Source organism: Paenibacillus paridis (assembly GCF_006345825.1).
Lineage (GTDB): Bacteria > Bacillota > Bacilli > Paenibacillales > Paenibacillaceae > Pristimantibacillus > Pristimantibacillus paridis.
In genome coordinates this window covers 116,135-127,542 of the sequence record NZ_VCIX01000086.1, presented here as the reverse complement: position 1 = coordinate 127,542, position 11,408 = coordinate 116,135, and the positions used below count along the sequence as shown (strand labels likewise).

The following is an 11,408-nucleotide window of genomic DNA, read 5'->3' as shown; positions in this document are numbered from 1 at the left end:
ATTTCGGAAGTAGTATGGAATATTCAGCTGATATGCCCGCCTCCGTTTGTTCTATAGGTCATTTTCTCCTCCAATGAATGGATTTCAGCCTATTTAGAAATTTAACGGGATTTTCTCCCTTTAATTCAAGGGATTTGAGCTAATTCAGTGAATTAACAGGATTTGTTACCTTTAATTTCACGAAAACAGCCGAAATTCGCTGAAACAGTTAGATTAACGGGATAAATTCCTGCTATTTCACCTACGAAGCGTGTAGCGCTATTTTAACAGGAAAAATTCCTGCTATATCAACCGCGAAGCGAATAGCAGTACTTTAACAGGATGAATTCCTGCTGTTTCATCACTATAGTTTCATTTTTCCGCTTAGCTGTCTCATGTTTCGTTATCTTGCTCTTACACTCAAAAAAAGGGTACATACGTTCACATTGAGGGTATACTGGTTATGGAGGTGACCCTATGTCAGTCATTCGAACCTTAACCCCTGAACAGGTTTTTTTATGCGCATAGACTACTTAACCAAACAGCCAAAGACGCTTCTGAATAAAGGAACCGGATTTCTGTCCGGTTACAGCCACTCGCTTAATCCCTATACGGGCTGCTCGTTTGCCTGCTCCTATTGCTACGTTCGGAAAATGCCGGTTTCGACGTTTAGAGGTGCGGAATGGGGGACGTGGGTCGATATCAAAAAGGACGCTGCCGCCATTTTGCAAAAGGAACTAAAAAAGGCCAAAGCCAAAGGGCCAGTCACGATCTTTATGTCTTCCAGCACCGATCCGTATCAGCCCATTGAACACAAGGAGCAAATCACCCGTTCTTTGCTTGAGGTGATGGCGGATGATCCGCCCGAATTTTTATTGATGCAAACGCGAAGCCCGCTTGTCCGAAGAGATATCGATCTGTTTCAGCGACTAGGCGATAAAGTGCGGGTAAGCATGACGGTGGAGACCGACCGCGAGGATATTCGCAAGCATTTTTCGCCACACGCCCCGCCGATCAGCGCTAGGCTAAAGACACTCGAGCTGCTTGCCGAAGCTGGCATTCCAACGCAAGCTGCCATTGCCCCAATGCTGCCGAGCAGCGAACGGTTTTCCGAATTGTTGCGCCCGCTCGTCGACCGCGTCTGCCTGGATGACTATTTTATGGGCGATGGAAGCGGCGGCAAGCGAACCCGTCAGATGGCGATTCAATCGCTTTATGAGCAGTTGGGTCTGGAAGAGTGGTATCACCCCTCGGCTTACCAAAAAGTGTATGAACGGTTGAAGCAGGTATTCCCCGAGGAACAAATCTATATTAGCCAGCAAGGCTTTGAGCCTTAATGCCATTTGCCACCGTATATGGAATTATAGGCTTGCCAACCTGAAGATACTAACAGCACTGAAGCTAAGCGCGATTTTCAAAATAAGAAAATGAAAGGATGTCACGCATGGCTAACGAATCCCGAACAACTTTAGAAATGAAGCGTCATTTTGCCGTATCCGCCGAGCTGCTCTTCGATGCTTGGACTCGTCCGGAGATGATGAAGAAATGGCTCATGACCACGGAATCCACCAATACGTTAGCCGAAAATGACGCCCGCGTTGGCGGTCATTGGACGATTGCCGATCATCGGCAAGGCAAGGACTACAAAGCTGTCGGCGAATATGTGGAGCTGAGTCGCCCTAACCGGATCGTCTTCACCTTTCAGATGCCGCAGTTTAGCGAATCGATCGACCGTCTAACGGTAGATATTGCGCCGCAGGAGCATGGCTGCGAAATGACCTTTACGCAAACGATCGTCGTGCCTCATGAAGAAGGGTGGACAGAGGCTGATATCGCGAAAGCACTCGAAGAATATCGGAGCGGATCTGAGCACGGCTGGAGCTTAATGTTTGGCGGGTTAAAGGATATTCTCGCCCTCTACCCGCTCATCCAACACATTGGCGCCCAAAAAGTTGCTGTCATGGATGATGCTGAGCTGAAGAGCGCTGTAGAGGACCATTTTAAAAAGGAGAATGAACAGGCACTCGCCAGTCTTCGCTATTTGGGATACTTCGAACATGATTCCGTTGCCTTGACGCCTATCGGACTGCAGCTTATTCGCCAGCTAACGCAGCATCTTCTATAATCGCAAAAAAACAGGCAGTCCTAATTAAAATAAGGACAGCCTGTTTTTTCATGCCTTAAAACCTCTATAAGACCAATCAACCTAGCCGCAAACTTATCGTTTTCCTTTGGTCTTCCGCTTCATGCCTCGGATGATTTGTTTAGACGTTTGATCTACTCGGTAGGACTCCGTTATTTTTTGAAGGGCTTTGTTGTACGTAAAATCATCCAGCGAGTTATTCTCCAAATAGGCAAGCGTCGGCCCCGGCAGCTTAATGTAACAGATCGATATGGCCCATGCTACCGCCATTTGAACGTAATAAGTCTCGCGTTTCGTTTGGTCTAGCAGTGAAAGCAGCCGTTCGATATAGGGCTCTTCAATATAAAAGTCGAGCAGCATGACGACTCCGAACCGTATTTCATATTCAAGTTCAGAAACTAAATAAGGCTGCAAGAAGTCCCATACGGCTTCCTTATGATTGTTCGTGAATTTCAGGCCAATGCAAAAGCTGTCGCATACCGACCAATTGTTTATTTTCGGAACAAACGCCGCCACATAACGCAGCATTTCTTCGATCTCCGCTTTCACTGTGCCGATCACCATGCCCTGCAGCATGACCTCTTCAAAATAATCGCTTTCCGCATGGGCCAGATAGGTTCGCCAATCCCCCTGCGCAATGGCCTTAGCCAGCTTCCGAAGCAGCGGCAGCCGCACCCCGAGCACATTATCAATATTCGGGATGAGTGCCGCGGTAAATTTCTGAAAATCCGGTTCGGCCAAGCCAAGCAATTGCTCTTTTATGCTTTGTTCCATTAAGGTTCCCCTTCCGCTATTCAAATGAAATTTGCCATAAATAAATAGATGCGATCGAGCCGAGCGGCGAATATCGCTTTCGGTACTCTTCGAACTGCTCCTTTGTAAGAGCAGGAAGCCCATATAGCTTGATCATGCCGCGCCGAATGGCAATATCGCCCCAGCTTACGACATCGTGGCGCTCCATCCCGTGAATGAGCAGCATTTCGGCTGTCCATTCGCCGACGCCCTTCAAGCTCACCAACTGTCGGATGGCCTCCTTATCGGGCAGTTGATGAAGCTCATCCAGCCGGAATTCGCCTTGCGCGATTTTCTCTGCTATGGCAAGCATACTGCTGGCTTTTTTCATTGTCACGCCGCAGGACTGTATCGTTTCAACAGTCTGTCCGGCTATGTTTTGCGGCGATATTTCGCCCAGCTTGTCCAACATTCTCTGCCAAATGGTATGTGCGGCCTTCGCCGAAATAAGCTGGCTAACCATGGCATGCATAAGAGCGGTGAACAAATCAGGAATGATCAAGCGTTCCACCTTGCCCAGCCGCTCCATCGCTGTCCCCAGCTCTTTATCCATGCTTTTGAGAGTATCGATTTCCTCCTGCCCATAATTAAAAAACTTTGTTTTCACGCCTCCCATTTGTCCTGCCTCCGATCCAACTCATTAAGCTAACTATACCTTATCCGACGCACGTTTGTGCTTAAGCCGGAATAGGACAGCAAGATAACGAATAAGAATTCGTTATTTAAAGCCGTTGTTTGGTTCTGTTCCATGATAAAAAAAGCAGCCTTCCCTTACTAGCAGGGAAGGCTGCTTGCTGTTTAGTAGATGCGATGCTTCCAGCCATTCAGCTTGGCGATCGCCTCGATGTAATAATAATCGCCATAGATTAGCGAGCCTTCCGCTTCTGCGGATACGCTGCTAGACCCGTGAAGCAGAAGCGCCTCATGGTCAGGATAATCCCACGTTGCGTAATTTTCCGTAAGCGAGCGAAGAATGCGTTCCGCAGCGCCAGCATAAAGGCCTTTCTCCCCTGCGGGTACGACCTCAGCGATTTCTAGCAATCCTGATGCGGCAATTGCGGCTGCCGAGCTGTCTCGGTAACGGCCTTCCAGCGACTCAAAACGAAAATCGGAATACGGTACATAATCCTCAGGAGAAGCTGCGATAAAATAATGAGCAATTCGCTTCGCCGTATTCAAAAAACGAGCATCGCCAGTGTTGCGATAAGCATTGATGAAGCCGTATAGCCCCCACGCTGTGCCTCGGCTCCACGATGATTCCGCGGACAGCCCTTGCCCGCCGAAGTTCTCGATATAGGTACCTGTCTCTGCATCAAACGATAAAATATGCTTGGTCGAGCCATCCTCACGGATCCCATGCTCCATCGTCGTTTCCGCATGTGCAATAGCGATGTGCTTATAACGCGGATCGCCAGTCGCCTTGCTCGCCCAGAAGAGCAGCGATATGTTCAGCATGCAGTCAATAATGGCCCAGCCATACCTCTCTCCATTCCATGCGCGAATGAATCTGCCTGCCGGATTGTATCGGGCAGCTAGGAAGTTAGCCGCCTCAATGCCCCGGCGGAATGCGTCCTTATCTCCTGTGATCATGTGCTTAATGACCGCTGTGGAGAGAAACTGAAAGCCTACGTCATGATGCATCTCTTCCGTTGGCTTAATGAACCATTGCTCCAGCTCCTCATCCCAGCGCCACGCCGCGTTCTTATAATGCTCTTTGCCCGTCATATCGTGCATAATCCAGAGCATGCCTGGCCAGAAGCCGGTCGTCCACCAGTCGGAGCCAATATCGTCAAACTTGCCATCCTCGCCAGCAAAATGCGGACATTTATCGCCCATTTGCGAAATCGTTCGCGTTACTTTTTCATCCAGCCGTTCCATGATTTCATTCCAATATGCGCTGCTCATCATTGTAGCCTCCACCGTTTTTTTCTTGATTATAGCTTGGCAAAGGCAATAAATGTGTTGAATTCCTGCGTGAAAATGTTGATATCTTGCGCTACTGAATCCTCCTGCCGGTATCTTCCGCAAACGCCTGCTTGTAGATCGAGCTTACTTTCTCCAGCACTTTGCGCCCATGCTCTTGAAATTTCAGCTCCGTCACCCTGCCGCTTACAAAAAATTTGCCCGGCTTCGCCTGATGATCCCCGAAGGCTGCTTCATACAGGAGAGAAGCCCCTTTGCTTGGATGCGGAAAAAACAGCTTGATGATTGGCTTCAAATAGAAGGGAATGCCTGATTTTTTTCCTTTCCGTATCGTATTATTCCCACCTGGGTCGACACTCCAGATTTCAAACCCTTCCCGTGCTAGCTGGGGGGCGATTTCCTGCGTCCATAGCGATAAAGCCAGCTTCGAAGCCGCGTAGGGCCCGAATAGCTTTGTAAAATCCGCGGGCTTCTCTAATGAGTCAGGATCGAACGCCTTCCGGTGCTTGAACGCATAAGAAGAGGTATTTATTATCGTTTTCAAATTCCCTTTGCCTAGCAGCTCCTTCAGCTCCATTAAAATCATATAGGGAACTACCGTTTGCAGCTCAAAATGCAGCTCGCGCCCCTGCTTCGAGAATGTTGGCTCTGCCATACTCCCGCCTGCATTATTAAACAGCAAATCGAGCTTCGCTTCCTTGGCCTTGATCTCGGATAAAGCTCGCTTTAATTGATCAAAATCGGACAAATCGGCCTCATAAACCCTAAGCTGCTTGCGGTCTAGCGCCTCACGAATCAACGGGTCACCTTCCGGGAAGCCTGAACGTATTAGTGCCGCAACCTGCCAGCCTTCGCCCAACATTTTGCGCGTCAGCTCCAGTCCGATTCCGTTGCTGGCTCCCGTTATAAGCGCCGTTCCTTTTGTATGTTTGTTTTTCATTATCATTTCCTCCCTCGATATGTTCAGCTTCGTTTTGCTTCTCGATAATGTGCTCAGTCTATAACTTGGAGCCGACTCCAAGTCAAGCGCAATTCATACTATTTTTAGAACTTCTTCGCCTCCTGTGCAAAATCGATTGACTTGGAGCTGACTCCAAGTTATATACTATAGTCACATATACAATGAGGAAGGTGAAACGGTTGAGCGAGCTACTAGCCCTTACTATTAAAGAAACCGCCGAGCAGACAGGCATTTCAGAAGATACGATTCGCTATTATGAGAAAATCGGCCTGCTCCCGCCTGCGGAGCGCAAAGAAAATAAACACCGTATCTATCGGCCGGATGATATCGCTACTATGAAGCTCATTGCCTGTCTCAAAAAAACTGGCATGTCGCTGGAGGAAATGAAGCCGTTTCTTAATCTTTCGTATGACGATGAGATCCGGAATTTTCCTGAGCTATTCGCGATGATGCAAACCCATCGGAGCAAAATCGTCAACCAAATCGAATCCCTGCAAGAAATCGTCGATTTTATCGATTCCAAGATGCAGAAGCAAACCGAGATTGAAGAGCCCTGTACGCTTAAAGGAGAAAATAAGCTGATTTCGGCCATAAAGACGAAATAAGCTTCAATAGGCTGCTTGTTCTCCTAGCCATAAATCCATTGTCGCTGGATTGAGCTGTTATCCAAATTATGCTAATGTAATAAGGAAGCTAGTAATTCAGAATAATAAACAGTCCATGGGAGCAATTGCTCTCAACCCGAACGAGAAAGGTGTGCGGTAATCACATGAATCAGGAAGTTACCGAATTTATTGAGAGCAACCCCTTACAATGGCAGGTTGAAATCAGCCATGGACTCCGGCAAATGGTTCATCAAGCCATTCCCGATGCTGCGGAACGTATTCAATACAAAAAACCTCATTTTCTTAAAAATGGAAAATATGCTGCCGTCATCTCTCCTTCCAAAAAAGCAGTTAGTTTTACGATTTTTAATACAGCAGAATTAACTTTACCGGAAGATGCGTTCGAAGGACCGCTAGAGCGAAAAACGATTAAAATTGGCGAAGGACAAGCTGTGGATTACGAGTGGCTGGGAACGCTGCTTAAGCAAGCATCCGAGGGTTTATAACCTTATGCCAAGCGATTAACTAAGACCTATGACAACCATTTAGCCATTGTCGGCTAGCTGGTTGTTTTTCTTTTTAGAGAACAGATGGCTCCTGACTTTATAAACAAGAAAGTTGACAAAGTGGTTTGAAACCTCTATCGTTACTTTATAAACAAATATCTTTATTTAATGGTTTAACCATTGCATCTACACCGTCTAAAGGAGAGAACGTTAGTGACAACAGAGAAATCAACCCCCTTTATGGATATTACGATTATCGGCGGCGGGCCTGCCGGTATGTTTGCGGCTTTTTATGCGGGCATGCGTCAGGCCAGCGTCAAAATTCTCGATAGCATGCCGCAGCTTGGCGGACAGCTGGCTGCCCTTTATCCCGAAAAGTACATTTATGATGTTGCGGGTTTTCCTAAAGTAACCGCGCAGCAGCTTGTTCATAATCTTACTGAACAAATGAGGCATTTCCCCGTGGAAACCTGCCTTGAGGAGAAGGTACTGCAAGTCATCAAGAGAGCAGAGCATCACTTTGAGATCATCACGGATAAAACGACTCATTACAGCAAATCTATCGTAATTACCGCTGGAATAGGCGCATTTGAGCCGCGGCGTTTAGACTTGCCGGAGGCCCGCCGGTTTGAGAAAACCAATCTAAACTATTTCGTCAATGACTTAAGCGTGTACGCGGGCAAGCGTGTCGTTATTAACGGGGGCGGAGATTCGGCGGTGGATTGGGCGCTGATGCTGGAGCCTATTGCGAAAGAAGTTACCCTCATTCATCGCAGAAACAAATTTCGTGCCCATGAGCATAGTGTGGAAAATCTGATGAATTCCAAGGTTAAGGTGGTGACTCCGGCGGAGATTACAGAGCTGCATGGGGAGAAACATCTGGAGAAAATAACGGTGAGATATGAGAAATCGGAACAGCCCCATGAAATAGAATGCGATGAGCTTATTGTCAGCTTTGGCTTCATTTCTTCGATCGGCCCCATTTCGGAATGGGGGTTGGATATTCAAAACGGCTCGATCTGTGTGGATACGCGGATGGAAACCAATATTCCGGGTATTTTTGCCGCGGGCGACATTACGACCTATCCCGGCAAGCTGAAGCTGATCGCGGTCGGCTTCGGTGAAGCTCCTACAGCGATCAACAACGCCAAAGTCTATCTGGACCCTACAGCCAAGCTTTCGCCGGGGCATAGCAGCAATATGAAGCTTTAACGCATAACAGAGCTATTCTCGTGCCGGGAACCGTCTGATGAGACGTTCCCGGCATTTTTGCTTATCAATCACTCACGGGCGGATCAATATGGATATCCTCATCCGGCGCCGTTCCAGCCCAACGTGTAAAAGCCACCTCTAGGCCCGCCCTTGTTGGCGCACAAAGAAACGGACCCGCTTGCTGGCCGCCTTCATTCAGGAAACGAGCAACCCGAATCGTTCTCCACGGATGGTTTTGCGTCCTTGCCCTAATAATAACGGCATCCTGAGAGCGGGAGGCGCGAATCGTTACAAGCTCTCCCATCCATTCCGGCACCGGGGAGAGGGACCAATCCGAATAAGTATCCGTGACGACCGCCCCTATATGCGGAACGCCATCGTTAATCTCGATGCCTGCTTTGATCCAGCTTGTCCTGCCCTGCCAGAGCATAATGCCCGCCTGGTCGTAGAGCTCCGTGAACCCCTTTAATTCAAAGCTGATTTCAATCGCCTCATTCTCTTTCCATGGAGCCAAGAGGGCATGGCCGTTATCATGCTCAAAGCCATACATCGTTTTTTGCCAATAATCGCTCCCCTTGAGCGCTTCTACCACTAGCCCCTCGCCCTCTTGCCGATAAGCTACAGGCTCTGTCGTCCAGTTCCCCTCATTCCAAACAATTACTCTCGACATCTATGTAGCACCTAGCTTTCAAGTAAATTTACCGAACACGCCGAGCCGTCTCATTCACCCTCAGCGTGCTCTTTTTTATTATGATTCATTGTAAAAATTATGCAATGGCTCTATTCGACCCGACTAGGGTCAGTACGACCTGCCATTTTGGTAGAAGAAGGGGGAACTGATCTATTTTTCAGATCTGCTTTTTAGATCTATTTCCTTTGCAGCGGGCCTATTTGGGCTCATCTAGATCATATCCAGCGAAATAGATCTACTTTTTAGACCTATTTCCTCCAACGGAGCCCCTTTGGGAGGAATAGATCTATTTTTTAGATCTATTCCCTTAACATCAGGCCTTAATCGGCTCATCTAGATCATATCCGGCGGAATAGATCTACTTTTTAGACCTATTTCTCCAAATCAGCCCATTTGGGTGGAATAGATCTATTTTTTAGATCTATTTTCTTAACCTCAGGCCTAAATCGGCTATTCTATATAAGTTGAACTAAAAAATAAGGTGTACGCGAAGTGAGAAGATCGTTCTGGAGAAACGAAGGGTTCGCCTTTGTAGCCAGATACTTACCTTAAATGTGTAAGTCAATCAAAGAATCTGGTTACAACCGCGACCCTACAGAATGTTCTGCTCACGCAGCGACCAACACAAAAAATTCAGTTCAATTTAGAAAAATCAATTCCGATGAAACAGATCTACTCTTCAGAGCGCCCCTTCCCCCTAACGCCTCCATACTAAAAAGGCAGCTATAGACGCTCAAAAAAAGGGCCAACCCGACAACTCGGGTTAGCCCTTTTCCCACCACTATCGAGGATGTCCCGCAAAGCTGCTGCTCACAGCCTTATCGCGTATCCTCCACACGATTACAGATTATTTCGATACCGACGTAAACCACTCATTCACTTCTTTAGTGATTTGATCTCCGCCATTTGTTTTCCAGTTCGTTACGAAGCTGTCGAAGGCGTCGATTGGCAATTTGCCGTAAATAATTTTGTTGAACGTCTCCAGCTCGGATTGACGCAGAAGGCTCCATTTTGAAATCATCGTCGTTGTTGCCGCACCGGTAAAGAAGTTTTGTTTGCGAATATCAATTTGCGACATTACGATTTTCGCAGAGTACCAGTTTTCCGGTTTACGGAATTCAGCGGTATTTTTCTCATATGGCGTTTCAGGCGCCGCTCCGTCAGCAAGCTTCACGAGCGTTTTCATATAAAGGTCAGGAATACGCGCCGGTCCGGTAAGGAACGGGAACTCATTGTTGAAATCTTTGATTTTATCTTTGTTGTTCGTTGGCTGACCGTCTACTTCATCCCAGTCATATCCCTTAGCAAAACCATACTCATAAGCGCTGCCAGCGGCAGGGTTAGCCAAGTTATCAAGCAAATAGTTGTAGTACAGGAAGAAAGCTTCCGGATGTTTTGCATCCTTGTTAACCATAAAGCTGCTGTTTACGCCTGAGTTTTGCCATTTCGTGCCGATCTGGCCATCAGGGCCAGCAGGTACAGGGTAAGCTTTGTATTTAGCGCCTTTTACGTTTTTGAGCAGATCCGGTGCCGGCCAGTCTGGTACCCAGTTCGCGCCTGGCAGTACGCCTGCCTTGCCGTTCGTCCAAATTTCAGCCGTTTTGCCTTCATCCCACAAAGCCGCATCCGGGTGGATATAACCTTTGTCCATCCATTCCTTCAGCTTAGCAAGTGCTTGCTTCGCTCCAGGATTAACGGAACCATATTCCAAGTTGCCGTCAGCATCTTTGTTCCATTGCTCCTCGATTGTGCCGTAAGCACCGTATAACCAATCAAGCGAGCCCATCCACGTGTTAGTATTGTTTTTTAATGAAATGGCTAGCGGATATACATCCTTAGCTGCCAATCCGTCAGGGTTCTCGTTTTTGAATTTATCGAGAATGTTGTCCAGGTCAGCAATGGTTTTTGGAGCTTCAAGGTTCAGCTTCTCCATCCAATCTTCACGCAGCCATAGAAGCGTATCATCATTGTCGGTGTACTCAAGAATCGGAATGTTCCACTTCTTGCCGTCCTTCGTGAACGGGTACCACAATTCCGGATGCTGTGCAGCGTGGTCTTTCCACGTTTGGTTCGCGTATTTTTCGAAAAGCTCATCGACTGGCAGGAACTGTCCGGAATCAATCAGCTGGTTAGTCAAAATCGCATCCGTTGGCACGAATACAAAATCAGGCAGCTTCTCGCCGGAAGCAATGGCAAGCTGAAGCTTCTGCTTGTATTGATCGTTGCCAGCAGGGTACCAAGTGTCCTTGTGCTTCATGCCGAACTGCTCCAGCATCCAGCGGTCATGGACATTGTCTTCTTTCGTATCGCCATTCGTGTATTTCTTAGGCATAATAACCGTGCTGAACTCAATTGGCGGATCGTATTTGCCTTTAGCAAATGCCTCATCGGAGGCGGTTGTCGTCGTTCCGGTAGTTGCTCCGCTGTCCGTGCCCTTATTATCGTTCTTGCCGGCATTACCGCTGCAAGCACTTACGATAAAAGCCATAGCAACGAGCAGCATTCCTGCTTTTCTAAGTTTACTCATGTTTAAGTCCCCTTTGAAGTAAGATGATCACATAAGCTACTTTACCAACTTGTCGGGGAAGTCATCTAT

Annotated in this window: 11 protein-coding genes; 5 read left to right on the top strand and 6 right to left on the bottom strand. The window is 47.6% G+C overall.

Annotated features, from left to right (window positions below; genetic code table 11):
• Positions 1-497 precede the first annotated feature (497 nt).
• Together FJQ58_RS15435 and FJQ58_RS15430 are read left to right on the top strand one after the other, a co-directional pair.
• Complete coding sequence (locus FJQ58_RS15435; RefSeq protein WP_139994940.1) at positions 498-1,316, top strand: SPL family radical SAM protein; 819 nt, start codon at positions 498-500, stop codon at positions 1,314-1,316.
• 107 nt (positions 1,317-1,423) lie between these two features.
• Positions 1,424-2,104, top strand: coding sequence for an SRPBCC domain-containing protein (locus FJQ58_RS15430; protein WP_139994938.1), 681 nt, complete (start codon positions 1,424-1,426; stop codon positions 2,102-2,104).
• 93 nt (positions 2,105-2,197) lie between these two features.
• Here the strand turns inward: FJQ58_RS15430 and FJQ58_RS15425 are convergent, their stop codons facing one another.
• From FJQ58_RS15425 to FJQ58_RS15410, 4 genes are all read right to left on the bottom strand, one after another.
• Positions 2,198-2,896, bottom strand: coding sequence for a DNA alkylation repair protein (locus tag FJQ58_RS15425; RefSeq protein WP_139994936.1), 699 nt, complete (start codon positions 2,894-2,896; stop codon positions 2,198-2,200).
• Positions 2,897-2,912: 16 nt separating this feature from the next.
• On the bottom strand, positions 2,913-3,530 hold the full coding sequence (locus FJQ58_RS15420; RefSeq protein WP_139994934.1) for a DNA-3-methyladenine glycosylase family protein: 618 nt from the start codon (positions 3,528-3,530) through the stop codon (positions 2,913-2,915).
• Positions 3,531-3,712: 182 nt separating this feature from the next.
• On the bottom strand, positions 3,713-4,822 hold the full coding sequence (locus FJQ58_RS15415) for a glycoside hydrolase family 88 protein (protein ID WP_238404075.1): 1,110 nt from the start codon (positions 4,820-4,822) through the stop codon (positions 3,713-3,715).
• A gap of 88 nt (positions 4,823-4,910) precedes the next feature.
• Positions 4,911-5,777, bottom strand: coding sequence for an SDR family NAD(P)-dependent oxidoreductase (locus FJQ58_RS15410; RefSeq protein WP_139994930.1), 867 nt, complete (start codon positions 5,775-5,777; stop codon positions 4,911-4,913).
• A 200-nt stretch (positions 5,778-5,977) separates the two neighbouring features.
• On the opposite strand from FJQ58_RS15410, the gene FJQ58_RS15405 reads away from it, so the two are divergent.
• From FJQ58_RS15405 to FJQ58_RS15395, 3 genes are all read left to right on the top strand, one after another.
• Entirely contained in the window at positions 5,978-6,403 is a 426-nt protein-coding gene (locus FJQ58_RS15405) for a MerR family transcriptional regulator (protein ID WP_238404073.1), read from the top strand.
• A gap of 164 nt (positions 6,404-6,567) precedes the next feature.
• Complete coding sequence (locus FJQ58_RS15400; RefSeq protein WP_139994926.1) at positions 6,568-6,909, top strand: DUF1801 domain-containing protein; 342 nt, start codon at positions 6,568-6,570, stop codon at positions 6,907-6,909.
• Between the two features lie 240 nt (positions 6,910-7,149).
• Positions 7,150-8,121 carry an NAD(P)/FAD-dependent oxidoreductase gene (locus tag FJQ58_RS15395; protein ID WP_139995010.1) on the top strand — a complete coding sequence of 324 codons (972 nt, stop codon included), beginning with the start codon at positions 7,150-7,152 and terminating at the stop codon, positions 8,119-8,121.
• A 64-nt stretch (positions 8,122-8,185) separates the two neighbouring features.
• On the opposite strand, the gene FJQ58_RS15390 is transcribed toward FJQ58_RS15395, so the two are convergent.
• Both FJQ58_RS15390 and FJQ58_RS15385 read right to left on the bottom strand, forming a co-directional pair.
• The gene (locus FJQ58_RS15390; RefSeq protein ID WP_139994924.1) at positions 8,186-8,791 is read right to left on the bottom strand and encodes a DUF1349 domain-containing protein; all 606 of its coding nucleotides are present in this window, start codon (positions 8,789-8,791) and stop codon (positions 8,186-8,188) included.
• A gap of 868 nt (positions 8,792-9,659) precedes the next feature.
• A complete protein-coding gene (locus FJQ58_RS15385; protein ID WP_139994922.1) occupies positions 9,660-11,339 on the bottom strand; it encodes a type 2 periplasmic-binding domain-containing protein in 1,680 nt (559 codons plus the stop codon).
• Positions 11,340-11,408: the final 69 nt, after the last annotated feature.

Coding starts and splice junctions, on each gene's coding strand:
- FJQ58_RS15430 (WP_139994938.1), top strand. CDS start 1,424: ATGGCTAACGAATCCCGAACAACTTTAGAAATGAAGCGTCATTTTGCC.
- FJQ58_RS15415 (WP_238404075.1), bottom strand. CDS start 4,822: ATGATGAGCAGCGCATATTGGAATGAAATCATGGAACGGCTGGATGAA.
- FJQ58_RS15410 (WP_139994930.1), bottom strand. CDS start 5,777: ATGAAAAACAAACATACAAAAGGAACGGCGCTTATAACGGGAGCCAGC.
- FJQ58_RS15395 (WP_139995010.1), top strand. CDS start 7,150: ATGGATATTACGATTATCGGCGGCGGGCCTGCCGGTATGTTTGCGGCT.
- FJQ58_RS15400 (WP_139994926.1), top strand. CDS start 6,568: ATGAATCAGGAAGTTACCGAATTTATTGAGAGCAACCCCTTACAATGG.
- FJQ58_RS15420 (WP_139994934.1), bottom strand. CDS start 3,530: ATGGGAGGCGTGAAAACAAAGTTTTTTAATTATGGGCAGGAGGAAATC.
- FJQ58_RS15385 (WP_139994922.1), bottom strand. CDS start 11,339: ATGAGTAAACTTAGAAAAGCAGGAATGCTGCTCGTTGCTATGGCTTTT.
- FJQ58_RS15425 (WP_139994936.1), bottom strand. CDS start 2,896: ATGGAACAAAGCATAAAAGAGCAATTGCTTGGCTTGGCCGAACCGGAT.
- FJQ58_RS15435 (WP_139994940.1), top strand. CDS start 498: ATGCGCATAGACTACTTAACCAAACAGCCAAAGACGCTTCTGAATAAA.
- FJQ58_RS15390 (WP_139994924.1), bottom strand. CDS start 8,791: ATGTCGAGAGTAATTGTTTGGAATGAGGGGAACTGGACGACAGAGCCT.